This window comes from Ectopseudomonas guguanensis (assembly GCF_900104265.1).
In the GTDB taxonomy this organism is placed as follows: domain Bacteria; phylum Pseudomonadota; class Gammaproteobacteria; order Pseudomonadales; family Pseudomonadaceae; genus Aquipseudomonas; species Aquipseudomonas guguanensis.
Genome location: NZ_FNJJ01000007.1, coordinates 201,137 through 218,527 on the forward strand (window position 1 = coordinate 201,137; position 17,391 = coordinate 218,527).

The 17,391-nt window shown below is 63.4% G+C and carries 13 protein-coding genes; all 13 read left to right on the forward strand.

The annotated features are described in order from the left end of the window. Positions 1 to 25 precede the first annotated feature (25 nt). The 13 genes from rseP to kdsA all read left to right on the forward strand — a co-directional run bounded on the left by rseP (position 26) and on the right by kdsA (position 17,231). Positions 26 to 1,378, forward strand: a complete 1,353-nt coding sequence (gene rseP / locus BLS61_RS12320) for a sigma E protease regulator RseP (RefSeq protein ID WP_090431224.1) — start codon at positions 26 to 28, stop codon at positions 1,376 to 1,378. Between the two features lie 85 nt (positions 1,379 to 1,463). Beyond that, positions 1,464 to 3,824 carry an outer membrane protein assembly factor BamA gene (gene bamA, locus BLS61_RS12325; protein ID WP_090431226.1) on the forward strand — a complete coding sequence of 787 codons (2,361 nt, stop codon included), beginning with the start codon at positions 1,464 to 1,466 and terminating at the stop codon, positions 3,822 to 3,824. Positions 3,825 to 3,869: 45 nt separating this feature from the next. Beyond that, a complete protein-coding gene (locus BLS61_RS12330) occupies positions 3,870 to 4,373 on the forward strand; it encodes an OmpH/Skp family outer membrane protein (RefSeq protein ID WP_024308903.1) in 504 nt (167 codons plus the stop codon). Then, a complete protein-coding gene (lpxD, locus tag BLS61_RS12335; protein WP_090431228.1) occupies positions 4,370 to 5,431 on the forward strand; it encodes a UDP-3-O-(3-hydroxymyristoyl)glucosamine N-acyltransferase in 1,062 nt (353 codons plus the stop codon). The genes BLS61_RS12330 and lpxD overlap by 4 nt, the downstream gene beginning before the upstream one ends. Positions 5,432 to 5,478: 47 nt before the next feature. Further along, on the forward strand, positions 5,479 to 5,919 hold the full coding sequence (gene fabZ, locus BLS61_RS12340; protein ID WP_003244215.1) for a 3-hydroxyacyl-ACP dehydratase FabZ: 441 nt from the start codon (positions 5,479 to 5,481) through the stop codon (positions 5,917 to 5,919). Further along, on the forward strand, positions 5,916 to 6,692 hold the full coding sequence (gene lpxA, locus BLS61_RS12345) for an acyl-ACP--UDP-N-acetylglucosamine O-acyltransferase (protein WP_090431230.1): 777 nt from the start codon (positions 5,916 to 5,918) through the stop codon (positions 6,690 to 6,692). The genes fabZ and lpxA overlap by 4 nt, the downstream gene beginning before the upstream one ends. A gap of 5 nt (positions 6,693 to 6,697) precedes the next feature. Then, entirely contained in the window at positions 6,698 to 7,831 is a 1,134-nt protein-coding gene (lpxB, locus tag BLS61_RS12350; RefSeq protein ID WP_090431232.1) for a lipid-A-disaccharide synthase, read from the forward strand. Beyond that, the gene (gene rnhB, locus BLS61_RS12355) at positions 7,831 to 8,457 is read left to right on the forward strand and encodes a ribonuclease HII (RefSeq protein ID WP_090431234.1); all 627 of its coding nucleotides are present in this window, start codon (positions 7,831 to 7,833) and stop codon (positions 8,455 to 8,457) included. Before lpxB ends, rnhB begins: the two co-directional genes overlap by 1 nt. A gap of 71 nt (positions 8,458 to 8,528) precedes the next feature. After that, positions 8,529 to 12,059: a DNA polymerase III subunit alpha gene (dnaE, locus tag BLS61_RS12360; protein ID WP_090431236.1), complete on the forward strand. Its 3,531-nt coding sequence runs from the start codon at positions 8,529 to 8,531 to the stop codon at positions 12,057 to 12,059. A 126-nt stretch (positions 12,060 to 12,185) separates the two neighbouring features. After that, on the forward strand, positions 12,186 to 13,136 hold the full coding sequence (locus BLS61_RS12365) for an acetyl-CoA carboxylase carboxyltransferase subunit alpha (protein WP_090431238.1): 951 nt from the start codon (positions 12,186 to 12,188) through the stop codon (positions 13,134 to 13,136). Positions 13,137 to 13,277: 141 nt separating this feature from the next. Then, complete coding sequence (tilS, locus tag BLS61_RS12370; RefSeq protein WP_090431240.1) at positions 13,278 to 14,600, forward strand: tRNA lysidine(34) synthetase TilS; 1,323 nt, start codon at positions 13,278 to 13,280, stop codon at positions 14,598 to 14,600. A 150-nt stretch (positions 14,601 to 14,750) separates the two neighbouring features. Next, entirely contained in the window at positions 14,751 to 16,382 is a 1,632-nt protein-coding gene (gene pyrG, locus BLS61_RS12375) for a CTP synthase (protein WP_090431242.1), read from the forward strand. 3 nt (positions 16,383 to 16,385) lie between these two features. Further along, positions 16,386 to 17,231, forward strand: a complete 846-nt coding sequence (gene kdsA / locus BLS61_RS12380) for a 3-deoxy-8-phosphooctulonate synthase (RefSeq protein ID WP_090431244.1) — start codon at positions 16,386 to 16,388, stop codon at positions 17,229 to 17,231. Positions 17,232 to 17,391: the final 160 nt, after the last annotated feature.

Genomic DNA, 17,391 nt, shown 5'->3' on the forward strand with positions numbered 1-17,391 from the left:
GCGCCTGAACACCTGGAGAAGTGAAATGAGTGGGCTGTACATGCTGGTTGGCACCCTGATCGCCCTGGGTGTCCTGGTGACCTTTCACGAATACGGGCATTTCTGGGTGGCCCGGCGCTGCGGCGTCAAGGTGCTGCGTTTCTCCGTCGGCTTCGGTACGCCGCTGGTGCGCTGGCATGATCGCCACGGCACCGAATTCGTCGTGGCCGCCATTCCCCTGGGTGGCTACGTCAAGATGCTCGATGAGCGCGAGGGCGATGTTCCGCCCGAGCAGCTCGAGCAGTCCTTCAATCGCAAGAGCGTGCATCAGCGTATCGCCATCGTTGCCGCAGGCCCCCTGGCCAACTTCCTTCTGGCCCTGCTGTTCTTCTGGTTCGTCGCCATGCTTGGCAGTCAGCAGGTGCGCCCGGTCATCGGCGCGGTGCAGGAAGGTAGCTTGGCCGACGTGGCGGGGCTGCGCGCGGGGCAGGAGATCGTTGCGGTCAATGGCGAGGCCACCAGTGGCTGGGCGGCGGTCAACCTGCAGCTGGTAAGGCGTCTGGGCGAGAGCGGTGTACTCGACCTGCGAGTGACCGAGCCGGGCTCCACGCTGGAAACACCCAAGCAGGTGCAACTGGACAACTGGCTGCGTGGCGTCGACGAGCCCGATCCCATCGGTTCGCTGGGTATTCGTCCCTGGCGTCCGGCTCTGGAGCCGGTGCTGGCCGAGATCGACCCCAAGGGGCCAGCTTACGCCGCAGGGCTGCGTACGGGCGACAGGCTGCTGGCGCTCGATGGCGAGTCGCTGGCCGACTGGCAGGATCTGGTCGACCGCGTGCGGGCGCTGCCGGGCGAGGCGGTCACGCTGCGCTTCGAGCGCGACGGGCAGGCGCAGGACCTGCAACTGACCCTGGCATCGCGCGGGGAGGGCGAGGCGCGCAGTGGCTATCTGGGAGCGGGCGTTCAGGGCGTCGAATGGCCGCCGGAGATGCTTCGCGAGGTGCGCTACGGGCCCATCGAAGGCATTGCCGAAGGCATGCGTCAGACCTGGGCGATGAGCCTGCTGACCCTCGATTCGCTGAAGAAAATGCTGTTCGGGGAGCTCTCGGTAAAAAACTTGAGTGGGCCGATAACCATTGCTAAAGTGGCGGGCGCTTCGGCTGAGTCAGGGCTCGGGGATTTCCTGAAATTCCTTGCATATCTGAGTATTAGCCTGGGGGTTCTCAATCTGCTGCCCATCCCCGTACTGGATGGTGGGCATCTGCTGTTTTATCTGGTCGAGTGGGTGCGTGGTCGCCCCTTGTCTGAGCGGGTTCAGGGTTGGGGGATGCAGATCGGCATCAGTCTGGTCATCGGGGTCATGTTGCTCGCCCTGGTCAACGACCTCAGCCGCCTGTGAGCATTACTGAATACGTTCTTGAGATTTTGAAGAAGTGTCGCTTGTGCGGCAGTTTTTATCGTCAGTTGGAATAAGAAAGGACTTCATGAAACGTCTGCTGCTACCTGCGGTGCTGTCCGCATTGATGATCGCCGAAGTTCACGCCGAGTCCTTCACCATCTCCGATATACGCGTCAACGGCCTGCAGCGGGTATCCGCAGGTAGCGTGTTCGGCGCGCTGCCGCTCAACGTCGGCGAACAGGTCGATGATCGCCAGCTGGTCGATGCCACTCGCTCCCTGTTCCGCACCGGCTTCTTCCAGGATATCCAGCTCGGTCGCGATGGCGACGTGCTGGTGGTTACCGTGGTCGAGCGTCCTTCCATCTCCGGCATCGAGATCGAAGGCAACAAGGCCATCACTACCGAGGATCTGCTCAAGGGCCTGAACCAGTCCGGCCTGGCCGAGGGCGAGATCTTCCAGCGTGCGACGCTCGAAGGCGTGCGCAACGAGCTGCAGCGCCAGTACGTGGCGCAGGGCCGTTACTCCGCTGAGATCCAGGCCGAGGTGATTCCCCAGCCGCGTAACCGCGTGGCGCTGAAGATCACCATCAACGAGGGTACCGTTGCTGCCATTTCCCACATCAACGTGGTGGGCAACACCGTATTCTCCGACGAAGACCTGGTCGATCTGTTCGAACTGAAGACCACCAACTGGCTGTCGTTCTTCAAGAACGACGACAAGTACGCGCGCGAAAAGCTGTCCGGCGACCTGGAGCGTCTGCGCTCCTACTATCTGGATCGCGGCTACATCAACATGGATATCAGCTCCACCCAGGTATCCATCACCCCGGACAAGAAGCACGTCTACATCACCGTCAACGTCGAAGAGGGCGAGAAGTACAGCGTTCGCGACGTGAAGCTGTCCGGTGACCTCAAGGTGCCGGAAGAAGACGTGCGTGCACTGCTGCTGGTCAAGGAAGGGCAGGTCTTCTCGCGCAAGATCATGACCACCACCAGCGAGCTGATCACTCGTCGCCTGGGTAACGAGGGCTACACCTTCGCCAACGTCAACGGCGTGCCGGAAGCGCACGACGAGGACAACACCGTATCGATCACCTTCTTCGTCGATCCGGGCAAGCGCGCCTACGTCAACCGCATCAACTTCCGCGGCAACACCAAGTCCGAAGACGAAGTGCTGCGTCGCGAGATGCGCCAGATGGAAGGCGGCTGGGCCTCGACCTATCTGATCGACCAGTCCAAGACCCGCCTCGAGCGCCTTGGCTTCTTCAAGGAAGTCAACGTCGAAACCCCGCAGGTGCCGGGCACCGATGACCAGATCGACGTCAACTACAGCGTCGAAGAGCAGCCGTCCGGCTCGATCACCGCCAGCGTCGGTTTCGCCCAGAACGCCGGCCTGATCCTGGGTGGCTCGATCAGTCAGAACAACTTCCTGGGTACCGGTAACCGCGTCAGCATCGGCCTGACCCGCAGCGAATACCAGACCCGCTACAGCTTCGGCTTCGTCGACCCCTACTGGACCGTCGATGGCGTCAGCCTGGGTTACAACGCCTTCTACCGTACCACCGACTACGACGAGCTCGATGTCGACGTATCCAGCTACTCGGTGGACAGCCTGGGTGCCGGTATCAATATCGGTTATCCGATCAGCGAGACCGCGCGCCTGACCTACGGTCTGACCGTGCAGCAGGACACCATCGATACCGGTCGCTATACCGTCGACGAGATCTTCGATTTCATCGAGGCCGAGGGTGACAACTACCTGAACTTCAAGGGCTCGATCGGCTGGTCCGAGTCGACCCTGAACCGCGGCGTGCTGGCCAACCGTGGCCATTCGCAGAGCCTGGTGCTGGAAACCACCATCCCGGGTAGCGACCTGTCGTTCTACAAGCTCGACTACCGCGGCCAGGTGTTCAAGCCGATCAGCGACAATTACACCCTGCGCTTCCATACCCAGCTGGGCTATGGCGACAGCTACGGCAGCACCGCGGAGCTGCCGTTCTACGAACACTATTACGCAGGTGGCTTCAACTCGGTACGTGGCTTCAAGGACAGCAGCCTGGGTCCGCGCAGTACGCCGAGCTCCGGCAACAAGCCGGGCACGCTCCGCGACCCGGATCAGGATCCGCTGCCGTTCGGTGGCAACGTGCTGGTGCAGGGCGGCGTCGAGATGCTTTTCCCGCTGCCGTTCGTCAAGGATCAGCGTTCGCTGCGTACCGCACTGTTCTGGGACGTGGGTAACGTGTTCGACACCAACTGCTCGTCCAGTCAGAAGAAGCTCAGCGACAGCTGCGACATCGATTTCAGCAACTTGGCCAGCTCCGTGGGTGTCGGCCTGACCTGGATCACCGCGCTGGGCCCGCTGAGCTTCAGCCTGGCCATGCCGATCAAGAAGCCGGATGATGCCGATACTCAGGTCTTCCAGTTCTCCCTGGGTCAGACCTTCTAAAAAGTCATTCACCGAAAGCCAACAGTTTTGTTGCAGGAGTGCATTGTGCGTAAGTTGACTCAACTGGTTCTGTTCACCGCCGCCCTGATCGCCACTCCGGCGTTCGCCGAGATGAAGGTGGCCGTGCTGAACTATCAGATGGCCCTGCTCGAGTCGGATGCGGCCAAGCGCTACGCGGTCGATGCCGAGAAGAAGTTCGGCCCGCAGCTGAACAAGCTCAAGGCCCTGGAGAGCGACGCCAAGCGCATTCAGGATCGTATGGTCAAGGAAGGCGAGAAGATGCAGCAGGCCGAGCGCGAGCGCCTCGAACTCGAATTCAAGCAGAAGGCCCGTGACTTCCAGTTCCAGTCCAAGGAGCTGAACGAAGCCAAGGCCATCGCCGACCGCGAAATGCTGGCCAAGCTCAAGCCGAACCTGGACAAGGCCGTGGAGGAAGTGATCAAGAACGGTAACTTCGACCTGGTGCTCGAGCGCGGTGCGGTGATCGATGTCAAGCCTCAGTACGACATCACCCGCCAGGTCATCGAGCGCATGAATCAGATGCGCTGAGCATGACTGCGACAATTACCCTCGGCCAGTTGGCCGAGCGCCTGGGCGCCACCTTGCGTGGCGCCGAAGCTAGGGTCATCACGGGCCTGGCCACCTTGCAGGAGGCCAGGCCCGAACAGTTGAGCTTCCTGGCCAATGCCCAGTACCGCAAGTACCTGGCCCAGACCCAGGCCGGTGCCGTGTTGCTGACCGCGGCTGATGCCGAAGGCTACGCCGGCGATGCCCTGATCGTTGCCAATCCCTACCTGGCCTACGCCCAGCTCTCGCACCTGTTCGATCGCAAGCCCAAGGCCGCAGCCGGCATTCATGCCACCGCCCAGGTGGCCGAGGATGCCTGGATCGACCCGAGCGCCAGTGTCGGCCCCTATGCCGTGATCGAAAGTGGCGCCCGTATCGGCGCCGAGGTCAGTATCGGCGCGCATTGCGTGGTCGGTGCGCGCAGCGTGATCGGTGACGGAGGCTGGCTGGCACCGCGAGTGACGCTGTACCACGACGTGCAGATCGGCAAACGCGTGGTCATTCAATCCGGCGCGGTGATCGGTGGCGAAGGCTTCGGTTTCGCCAACGAGAAGGGCGTCTGGCAGAAGATCGCGCAGATAGGCGGAGTGACCATTGGCGATGACGTCGAGATCGGCGCCAATACCACCATCGATCGGGGTGCGCTCTCCGACACCCTGATCGGCAATGGCGTGAAGCTGGACAACCAGATCATGATCGCGCACAACGTCCAGGTTGGCGACAACACCGCCATGGCCGGCTGCTGCGGGATTTCCGGCAGCACCAAGATCGGCAGGAACTGCATGATCGCCGGCGGCGTCGGCATGGTTGGCCATATCGAGGTGTGCGACAACGTGTTCGTTACCGGCATGACCATGGTGACCCGTTCGATCACCGAGCCGGGCGCCTATTCTTCCGGTACCGCCATGCAGCCGGCGGGTGAATGGAAGAAGAGCGCAGCGCGTATTCGTCAGTTGGACGAGATGGCCAGGCGTTTGCGTGAGCTGGAAAAACAGCTGGCCGCCGTGACCCAGACGGCAAACGTCTCATCTGATGCCTGAGCACGGCGTGACCGTGCTCTTTTCTTTTCTTACAGGCTTAACCGGACATGATGGACATCAACGAAATTCGTGAATATTTGCCGCACCGCTATCCTTTCCTGCTGGTGGATCGTGTGGTGGACCTGGACGTCGAAGGCAAGCAGATTCGCGCCTATAAGAATGTCAGCATCAATGAGCCGTTCTTCAACGGTCACTTCCCCGAGCATCCGATCATGCCAGGCGTGCTGATCATCGAGGCCATGGCCCAGGCCGCCGGTATCCTCGGTTTCAAGATGATGGGTGTGAAGCCGGCCGACGGCACGCTTTACTACTTCGTCGGCTCGGACAAGCTGCGTTTTCGTTCGCCGGTGCTGCCGGGCGATCAGCTAACGCTGGAAGCCAAGTACCTGAGCGACCGTCGCAGCATCTGGAAATTCGAGTGCCGCGCCACCGTCGATGGCAAGGAAGTCTGCTCCGCTGAAATCATTTGTGCGGAACGCAAACTATGAGTTCGATTGACCCCCGCGCCATCATCGACCCCAGTGCCAGATTGGCCGACGACGTTGTCGTCGGCCCGTGGAGCATTGTCGGGCCCGATGTGGAAATAGGCGAGGGTACGGTCATCGGCCCGCATGTGGTGCTCAAGGGGCCGACCGTGATCGGCAAGCACAACCGCATCTACCAGTTCTCTTCGGTAGGTGAGGACACCCCTGATCTGAAATACAAGGGCGAAGCCACGCGCCTGGTGATCGGCGATCACAACACCATTCGTGAAGGTGTCACCATCCACCGTGGTACCGTGCAGGATCGCAGCGAAACCACCATTGGTGACCACAACCTGATCATGGCCTATGCCCATATCGGCCATGACAGCGTGATCGGCAATCACTGCATTCTGGTCAACAACACGGCGCTGGCCGGGCATGTCTGGGTCGACGACTGGGCGATCCTCTCCGGTTATACCTTGGTGCATCAGTTCTGCCGCATCGGTGCGCACAGCTTTTCCGGCATGGGCACCGCCATCGGCAAGGACGTACCGGCATTCGTCACCGTGTTCGGCAACCCGGCCGAAGCACGCAGCATGAATTTCGAAGGCATGCGCCGCCGTGGCTTCTCGGCCGAGGCCATCGCCGCCTTGCGCAAGGCCTACAAGCTGGTCTATCGCCAGGGGCTGACCGTCGAGCAGGCGCTGACCGAGCTGGCCGAATCCGCTGCGCAGTTCCCGGAGGTGGCGATCTTCCGCGACTCCATCCAGGCCTCTACCCGCGGCATCACGCGCTGATCCCTATGAGCAGACCCCTTCGCGTCGCACTGGTCGCCGGTGAGGCGTCCGGTGACATTCTCGGTTCCGGCCTGATGCAGGCCATCAAGGCGCGCCATCCGGATGCCGAATTCATCGGTGTCGGCGGTGCGCGCATGGAAGCCGAAGGCCTGAAATCCTACTTCCCCATGGAGCGCCTGGCGGTCATGGGCCTGGTCGAGGTGCTCGGCCGTCTGTTCGAACTGCTCGGCCGCCGCCGGCAGCTGGCCCGCGATCTGATCGCAGCGCAGCCGGACGTGTTCATCGGTATCGATGCCCCGGATTTCAATCTGGGCCTGGAGCTCAAGCTGCGCCGCGCCGGGATCAAGACGGTGCACTACGTCAGCCCGTCGGTCTGGGCCTGGCGGCAGAAGCGCGTGCTGAAGATTCGCGAGGCCTGTGATCTGATGCTGACTCTGTTCCCTTTCGAGGCGCAGTTCTACGACGCCCATCAGGTGCCGGTGCGTTTCGTCGGCCATCCGCTGGCCGATGCCATACCGCAACAGGCCGACCGCGCCGCCGCCCGCGAAGCGCTGGACCTGCCGCAGGACGAGCCGGTGGTGGCCCTGATGCCGGGCAGCCGAGGCGGGGAGGTGGCGCGTCTCGGCGAGCTGTTTCTCGACGCGGCCATTCGCCTGCGCTCACTTCGCCCGGGTGTTCGCTTCCTCCTGCCTTGCGCCACCCCGGAACGTCGCGAGCAACTGGAGCAGATGCTGGCCGGGCGTGATCTGCCGCTGACCCTGCTCAATGGCCGCTCCCACGAGGCGCTGGCCGCCTGCGATGCGGTGCTGATCGCCTCAGGTACCGCGACCCTGGAGGCGCTGCTGTACAAGCGCCCGATGGTGGTGGCCTACCGCGTGGCGCCGCTGACTTATCGCATCCTCAAGCGCCTGGTCAAAAGCCCCTATATCTCGCTGCCCAATCTGCTGGCCGAGCGTCTGCTGGTGCCCGAGCTGATCCAGGAGGCGGCGACCGCCGAGGCCCTGGCCCAGGCCGTGGCGCCGCTGATCGACGGTGGTCAGGTACAGACCGAAGGCTTCGACGTGATTCACCGTGCGCTGCGTCGCGACGCCTCGGTGTCGGCGGCGGACGCCGTGCTCAAGCTGGCGGGGCGCGACTGATGCAGCTGGGCCTCGACTTCACCCTGGTCGAAGAGCTGGTCGCCGGCGTCGACGAAGTCGGCCGTGGCCCGCTCTGCGGCGCGGTGGTCACGGCGGCGGTGATTCTCGATCCCCTGCGGCCGATCATCGGTCTGAACGATTCGAAGAAGCTCACCGAGGCGCGTCGCGAAGTGCTGTTCGACGAAATTCGCGAGAAGGCCCTGGCCTGGTGCATCGCCCGCGCCGAGGTGGAGGAGATCGACCGCCTGAACATCCTGCATGCCACCATGCTGGCCATGCAGCGCGCTGTCGAAGGCCTGAGCGTGACGCCGAAACTGGCGCTGATCGATGGCAACCGCTGCCCCAGGCTGGCGGTACCCAGTGCACCGGTGGTCAAGGGTGACAGTCGAGTACCGGCGATCGCCGCGGCTTCGATTCTGGCCAAGGTCAGCCGCGACCGCGAGATGCTCGAGATGGATCGCCGCTATCCCGGCTACGGCATCGCCGGTCACAAGGGTTATCCGACGCCCGTTCATCTCGAGGCGCTGCAGCGCCTGGGGCCGACCCCCATCCATCGGCGCTCCTTCGCCCCGGTGCGGGCGCTGCTCGAGCCGGTAGCCGTCGATTGCATCGCCGCCACGGTCTGAACCTCTGGCCCTAAGTCAGACCCGCTTAGGCTACAATCCGCGCTTTGTCGTTTTCACCTGCAAGGCCGCCCATGACCCAAGCTTTCGTCCACCTGCGTCTGCACACCGAATACTCCCTGGTCGATGGCCTGGTGCGGGTCAAACCGCTGATCAAGGCCGTGGCCGGGGCCGGCATGCCGGCGGTTGCGGTCACCGACATGAGCAACATGTGCTCGCTGGTGAAGTTCTACAAGACGGCCATGGGCGCCGGGGTCAAGCCGATCTGCGGCGCCGATATCTGGATGGCCAGCGCCGAGGAAGACGGCCCGCTGACGCGCCTGACCCTGCTGGCGATGAACCCCAAGGGCTATCGCAACCTCACCGAGCTGATTTCCCGCGGCTGGGCCGAGGGGCAGAGCAACGACCTGGTGATCATCCAGCGTGAGTGGGTCAAGGACGCGGCCGAAGGCCTGATCGCGCTGTCCGGCGCGCGCGAAGGCGAAGTCGGCCTGGCGTTGCTGGCCGGTGACGAAGCCCTGGCGGAAACGCGCCTGCGCGAGTGGATGGCGGTGTTCCCGGATCGCTTCTATCTGGAGGTGCAGCGCACCAGCCGTGTCGGCGACGAGGAATACCTGCACGCCGCGGTGGCCCTGGCCGACCGCGTCGAGGCGCCGCTGGTGGCGACCAACGACGTGCGCTTCATCAAGCAGGACGACTTCGAGGCGCACGAAACCCGCGTCTGCATCGGCGAGGGCCGTACCCTGGATGACCCGCGCCGGCCGCGGCATTACTCCGACCAGCAGTACCTCAAGACCCCGGCGGAAATGTGGGAGCTGTTCTCCGATTTGCCGGAAGCCCTGGAAAACACCGTCGAGATCGCCAAGCGCTGCAATATCGATGTGCAGCTGGGCAAGTATTTCCTGCCGGACTTCCCCACGCCCAACGGCATGGGCATCGACGACTACCTGCGTCATGCCTCCTTCGAGGGCCTGGAGGAGCGCCTGCAGGTCCTGCTGCCCAAGGACACGCCGGATTACGAGGCGAAGAAGCAGGTCTACGTCGACCGCCTCAACTTCGAGCTGGACATCATCATCCAGATGGGTTTCCCCGGTTACTTCCTGATCGTGATGGACTTCATCCAGTGGGCCAAGAACAACGGCGTGCCGGTCGGTCCGGGCCGTGGTTCGGGTGCCGGCTCGCTGGTGGCCTATGTGCTGAAGATCACCGACCTGGATCCCCTGGCCTACGATCTGCTGTTCGAGCGTTTCCTCAACCCCGAGCGGATTTCCATGCCCGACTTCGACGTCGACTTCTGCATGGACGGCCGCGACCGGGTGATCGACTACGTGGCCGAGAAATACGGGCGTAACGCGGTCAGCCAGATCATCACCTTCGGCTCGATGGCGGCCAAGGCGGTGGTGCGCGACGTGGCGCGGGCGCAGGGCAAGTCCTACGGCCTGGCCGATCGCCTGTCGAAGATGATCCCCTTCGAAGTGGGCATGACCCTGGAGAAGGCCTACGAGATGGAGGAGCCGCTGCGCGAGTTCCTCAAGAACGACGAGGAAGCCCAGGAAATCTGGGACATGTCGCTCAAGCTCGAAGGCATCGTGCGCGGCACCGGCAAGCACGCCGGGGGCGTGGTGATCGCACCGACCAAGCTCACCGACTTCTCGCCGATCGCCTGTGACGAGGAGGGCGGCGGCCTGGTGACCCAGTTCGACAAGGACGATGTCGAGCAGGCCGGCCTGGTCAAGTTCGACTTCCTCGGCCTGCGCACCCTGACCATCATCAAGTGGGCGATGGAAACCATCCACCGCATCCAGAAGCGCGACGGCGCCTCGGACGAGGAACTGGTCAACATCGACTTCATCCCGCTGGATGACAAGAAAACCTACGACATGCTGCAGAAGGCGGAGACTACCGCGGTCTTCCAGCTCGAATCACGCGGCATGAAGGAGCTGATCAAGAAGCTCAAGCCCGACTGCCTGGAAGACATGATCGCACTGGTGGCGCTGTTCCGCCCCGGCCCGCTGCAGTCCGGCATGGTGGATGACTTCATCAACCGCAAGCACGGCCGCGCCGAGCTGTCCTATCCGCACCCGGATTACCAGTACGCCGGCCTGGAGCCGGTGCTCAAGCCCACCTATGGCGTCATCCTGTACCAGGAACAGGTGATGCAGATCGCTCAGGTGATGGCTGGCTACACCCTCGGCGGTGCGGACATGCTGCGCCGCGCCATGGGCAAGAAGAAGCCCGAGGAGATGGCCAAGCAGCGCGGCGGCTTCATCGAAGGTTGTGCCAACAACGGCATCGATGCCGACCTGGCGGGCAACATCTTCGACCTGGTGGAAAAGTTCGCCGGTTACGGTTTCAACAAGTCGCACTCCGCCGCCTACGGCCTGGTGTCCTACCAGACCGCCTGGCTCAAGGCGCATTACCCGGCGCCGTTCATGGCCGCGGTGCTGTCGGCGGATATGCACAACACCGACAAGGTGGTGATTCTGGTGGAAGAGTGCCGCAACATGAAGTTGCGCATCGATCCGCCGGACGTCAACGTCTCCGAGTTCAAGTTCACCGTCAACGACGACGGTCGCATCGTCTACGGCCTCGGCGCGGTCAAGGGAGTGGGTGAGGGTCCGGTAGAGGCCATCGTCGAGTGCAGAGCCGAAGGCGGGCCGTTCAAGGACCTGTTCGACTTCTGCAACCGCGTCGACCTCAAGCGCATCAACAAGCGTACCCTCGAAGCGCTGATCCGCAGCGGCGCGCTGGATCGCCTCGGCCCCTACTATCAGGACGAGCTCAAGGCCTACCAGGCCAGCGTGGACAAGAACCGCGCCGTGCTGCTGGCATCCATGGAGGAGGCCGTGCAGTCCGCCGAGCAGACCGCGCGCAGCGCCGAGAGCGGCCATATGGACCTGTTCGGCGGTCTGTTCGCCGAGCCCGAGGCGGACGTCTATGCCAACCACCGCAAGGCCCGCGAGCTGCCGATCAAGGAACGCCTGAAAGGCGAGAAGGACACCCTGGGCATCTACCTGTCCGGCCACCCCATCGACGAATACGAAGGCGAGATCCGCCGTTTCGCCCGCCAGCGCATCGTCGAGCTCAAGCCCGCGCGCGATACCCAGACCATCGCCGGGATGATCGTCAACCTGCGGGTGATGAAGAACAAGAAGGGCGACAAGATGGGCTTCATTACCCTCGATGACCGCTCCGGGCGCATCGAGGCCTCGTTGTTCGCCGACGCCTTCGCCAGCAACCAGGCGCTGCTGCAGAACGATGCGCTGGTGGTGGTCGAAGGTGAAGTAAGCAACGACGACTTCTCCGGCGGTTTGCGTCTGCGCGCCAAGCGCGTGATGAGCCTGGAAGAGGCGCGTACCGGCCTGGCCGACAGCCTGCGCGTGAGGGTCGCCAGCGAAGCGCTCAAGGGCGATCGCCTGCGCTGGCTGGCCGAGTTGTGCAGCAAGCACAGGGGCGCCTGCCCGGTCACCGTCGACTACAGTGGCGAGGAGGCACGCGCCCTGCTTCAATTCGGCGATGCCTGGCGAATCGACCCGGCCGACACTTTGATTCAGGCATTGCGTGACCAGTTCGGGCGCGACAACGTCTTTTTGCACTACCGCTGATGCGAGAGGGGGCTGGCCTCCCTCTTCGCGCAGCAGACTCGACCCGCAGCGCCCCATCCCTTAAGGTAGGGCGCCACATGGATAAAGCTCCCCGGCCACTTGGCCGTCGACGCAAGACGGATGACTATGAACCCGAATTTCCTCGATTTCGAACAGCCGATCGCCGACCTGCAAGCCAAGATCGAAGAGCTACGCCTGGTTGGCAATGACAACGCGCTGAATATCGGCGACGAGATCGCCCGCCTGCAGGACAAGAGCAGCGCCCTGACCGAAAGCATCTTCGGCAACCTGACCAGCTGGCAGATCGCTCAGCTCGCGCGCCATCCGCGCCGCCCCTACACCCTGGATTACATCCAGCACATCTTCACCGAATTCGACGAGCTGCATGGCGACCGTCACTTCTCCGATGACGCCGCCATCGTCGGTGGTGTCGCCCGTCTCGGCGAGCAGCCGGTGATGGTCATCGGTCACCAGAAGGGCCGCGAAGTGCGCGAGAAGGTGCGCCGCAACTTCGGCATGCCGCGCCCGGAAGGCTATCGCAAGGCCTGCCGCCTGATGGAAATGGCCGAGCGCTTCAAGATGCCGATCCTCACCTTCATCGACACCCCCGGCGCCTACCCGGGTATCGATGCCGAGGAGCGCGGCCAGAGCGAGGCCATCGCCTGGAACCTGCGCGTGATGGCGCGCCTGAAGACGCCGATCATCGCCACCGTCATTGGTGAGGGTGGCTCCGGCGGTGCGCTGGCCATCGGCGTCTGCGATCAGCTGAACATGCTGCAGTACTCCACCTATTCGGTGATCTCACCGGAAGGTTGCGCCTCCATTCTCTGGCGTACCGCCGAGAAGGCGCCGGACGCTGCCGAGGCCATGGGTATCACCGCCGAGCGCCTGAAGGACCTGGGTATCGTCGACCAGGTGATCGCCGAGCCGCTGGGCGGCGCGCACCGTGATCCGGTCGCGGCATCCGAGTCGATCCGCCAGGAACTGACCAAGCAGCTCGCCAGCCTGCAGAAGCACGATACCGATGCGCTGCTCAAGCGCCGTTACGACCGCCTGATGAGCTACGGCATCGCCTGAGTTTCTCAACGGCTGTTGTAGGGTGCGCTGTGCGCTCCAATGGCTGTAGCGCCGGTATTCCTGGTGCGCACGGCGCACCCTACGTAATTTCATCGCACACCACCACGGGCCTTCGGGCCCGTTGTTGTTTAAGCTTGGCCGATGACCGATCTCACCATTCGCCTGCGTCAGGCCATGCAGCCGTGGCGCACGGCTCCTGCCTGGCGCATTGCCTTCTCCGGTGGCCTGGATTCCAGCGTGCTGCTGCATCTGCTCGCCGCCTGGGCGAGACGCGAGGAGCTGCCTGCGCTGTCCGCCATTCATATCCATCATGGCCTGCAGCCGGCGGCCGATGCCTGGCCGGAGCATTGCGCGAAGCTTTGCGCACGGCTGGATATTCCACTGGACATCGTCAGGGTGCAGGTGGCACCGGGGGCCAGCCTGGAACAGGCCGCGCGGCGGGCGCGATATGCGGCGTTCGCTGAGCGGCTGGGCCCAGGCGAGATTTTGCTCGGCGCCCAGCATCGCGACGACCAGGCCGAAACCCTGCTGTTTCGCCTGCTGCGCGGGGCTGGCGTGCGCGGCCTGGCGGCCATGCCGGCCAGTCGGCCGCTGGGTCGCGGCACTCTGCTTCGGCCTTTGCTCGGCTGCTCGCGGGCCGAATTGCATGCCTATGCGCAGAGCCATGGGCTTGCCTGGGTCGAGGATCCGAGCAATGCCGACGAGCGCTTCAGTCGCAATTTCCTGCGCAGGCAGGTGATGCCGTTGCTGGCCGAGCGCTGGCCGCAGGTGACGGCAAGCCTTGCGCGCAGCGCCGGCTATCTTGGCGAGGCCCAGCAGCTGCTGGAAGAGCTGGCCGAGATGGACCTGCTGGCTGCTCGTGGCGTTTGCGCTTTGCCCTGGCTGCCGTTGCCTTCCCTGGATTTGTCGGGCGTGGCCGCGCTGAGCGATGCGCGTCAGTGCAATCTGCTGCGGCATTGGCTGGCGCCCCTGAGCCGAATGCCCGACAGCGGCCATTGGGCCGGTTGGTATGACCTGCGTGATGCGGCTGTGGATGCGACGCCGATCTGGAAACTGGCCGATGGCGAGCTGCGCAGGGCGGAGGGTCGGCTCTGGTGGCTCAGCGGTGACTGGCTGAAGCCGCCGCAACCGCTGGGTTTGCTCAACGCTGCCCTTACCGATTCGGTCGAGCTCCCCGGCAATGGTCGTGTGAACCTGTCTGGCGAACTGCCTCAAGGTCACTGGCATCTGCGTTACCGCGTCGGCGGCGAGTCGCTGCAGGTGCCGGGACGTGGTCGGCGTGATCTCAAACGCTTGCTGAACGAGATGCGCGTGCCTCCATTCGTGCGCTCGCGTCTGCCGCTGTTGTTCGATGGCGATGAGCTGATGGCGGTGGCGAACCTGACGCAAGCGCCAGGAATCGAGGCGAGCGGGGTGCGTCTGCACTGGTCGCCGCCTATCGGTGATCGAGGTTTGAGCTGGTAAGGCCTTTCGGGTAGACTACGCTCCCGTCTTACTACAGCTTTTGCCGACTCCCTCAGGGAGCTTGGCGAGCTTGCCATTGTGTTGTCGATGGCGCTCCTTCGCTTTCCCCGGCGGCACTGACCGCTTAAACGCAGACTTCTAGGGTTTTTCATGACGCGCTACATCTTCGTCACGGGTGGTGTTGTTTCTTCATTGGGGAAAGGCATCGCCTCGGCTTCACTGGCGGCCATCCTGGAGGCGCGGGGCCTGAAGGTCACCATGCTCAAGCTGGACCCTTACATCAACGTCGATCCGGGCACCATGAGCCCGTTCCAGCACGGTGAGGTGTTCGTCACCCACGACGGCGCCGAGACCGACCTCGATCTGGGTCATTACGAGCGCTTCATCCGCACCACGATGACCAAGAGCAACAACTTCACCACCGGCCGCGTGTACGAAGACGTGCTGCGCAAGGAGCGCCGTGGTGACTACCTTGGCGCGACCATCCAGGTGATTCCGCACATCACCGACGAAATCAAGCGTCGCATCATCAAGGGCGCCGGCGATGCCGACGTGGCCCTGGTGGAAATCGGCGGCACCGTTGGCGACATCGAGTCGCAGCCGTTTCTCGAAGCCATCCGCCAGCTGCGCGTGGAAGTGGGCGCCAAGCGCGCCATGCTGATGCACCTGACCCTGGTGCCTTACATCGCCACCGCCGGCGAGACCAAGACCAAGCCGACCCAGCATTCGGTCAAGGAGCTGCGCTCCATCGGCCTGCAGCCGGATGTGCTGGTGTGCCGCTCCGACCACCCGATCGACGTGTCCTCGCGCCGCAAGATCGCCCTGTTCACCAACGTCGAAGAGCGTGCGGTGATCAGCCTGGAAGACGTCGACACCATCTACAAGATTCCGGGCGTGCTGCACGCTCAGGGGCTGGATGACTTCGTCGTCGAGCGTTTCGGTCTGGAGTGCGGCGGTGCCGACCTGTCCGAGTGGGATCGTGTGGTCGACGCCAAGCTCCACCCGGAAAAGGAAGTCACCATCGCCATGGTCGGCAAGTACATGGAGCTGCTCGATGCGTACAAGTCGCTGATCGAAGCGATGAGCCACGCCGGCATCCAGAACCGCACCAAGGTCAACCTGCGTTATATCGATTCCGAAGACATCGAGAACCAGGGCACCGGCCTGCTCGAAGGCGCCGATGCCATCCTGGTACCGGGCGGCTTCGGTCTGCGCGGCGTGGAAGGCAAGATCAAGACCGTACAGTACGCGCGCGAGAACAAGATCCCTTACTTGGGCATCTGCCTCGGCATGCAGGTCGCGGTCATCGAATACGCACGTAACGTGGTGGGCTGGACCGATGCCAACTCCACCGAGTTCGACATGGCCAGCCAGCACCCGGTGGTCGGCCTGATCACCGAATGGCAGGACGCTGCAGGCAGCGTCGAGCAGCGCAGCGAGAACTCCGACCTGGGCGGTACCATGCGCCTGGGGGCGCAGGACTGCCAGCTGCAGCCGGGCTCGCTGGTACACGCCTGCTATGGCAAGGATGTGATCGTCGAGCGTCACCGTCACCGTTACGAAGTGAACAACAACCTGCTGCCGCAGCTGACCGAGGCTGGTCTGAAGATCACCGGTCGTTCCGGCGATGGCGCGCTGGTCGAAGTGGTCGAGGCGCCGAACCACCCCTGGTTCGTCGCCTGCCAGTTCCACCCTGAATTCACCTCCACGCCGCGTGACGGTCATCCGCTGTTCAGCGGTTTCGTCAACGCCGCGCTGGCGCAGAAAGCGAAGAAGGTCTGACCCATGGCGCAGAAGATCATCAAGGTTCGCGATATCGAGATCGCCAACGACAAGCCGTTCGTGCTGTTCGGCGGCATCAACGTGCTCGAGTCGCGCGACCTGGCCATGCAGGCCTGCGAGGAATACGTGCGTGTGACCGAGAAGCTCGGCATCCCCTACGTGTTCAAGGCCAGCTTCGACAAGGCCAACCGTTCCTCCATCACCTCCTTCCGCGGCCCGGGCCTGGAAGAGGGCATGAAGATCTTCGAAGAGGTGAAGAAGACCTTCGACGTGCCGGTGATCACCGACGTGCACGAGCCGCATCAGGCCGCGGCCGTGGCCGAAGTGTGCGACATCATCCAGCTGCCGGCCTTCCTCTCGCGGCAGACCGATCTGGTGGTGGCCATGGCCAAGACCGGTGCGGTGATCAACATCAAGAAGGCGCAGTTCCTCGCCCCGCAGGAAATGAAGCACATCCTCACCAAGTGCGAAGAGGCCGGTAACGATCAGCTGATCCTCTGCGAGCGCGGTTCCTCCTTCGGTTACAACAACCTGGTGGTGGACATGCTCGGCTTCGGCATCATGAAGCAGTTCGAGTACCCGGTGTTCTTCGACGTGACCCACGCCCTGCAGATGCCGGGTGGTCGCGCCGACTCCGCTGGTGGTCGTCGTGCCCAGGTCACCGACCTGGCCAAGGCCGGCATGAGCCAGGGTCTGGCCGGTCTGTTCCTCGAAGCGCATCCGGACCCGGAAAACGCCAAGTGCGATGGCCCGTGCGCCCTGCGCCTGAACAAGCTGGAGCCGTTCCTCAGCCAGCTCAAGCAGCTTGACGATCTGGTGAAGAGTTTTCCGCCAATCGAGACTGCCTGAAGCCGACGCAATCCGGTAAAGTGCCGCCCGAGAAAAATCCCCCTGACCCGTGAGTCAGAGTGAGCCGTCGATCTACCCTCGGGTAGCGGCGGCCCAACGCAGCCTGCTGCTGCTGTGAGAGCCGGCTAAAAGGCTGGCGAGCTAGAGGAATGCAAGGCGA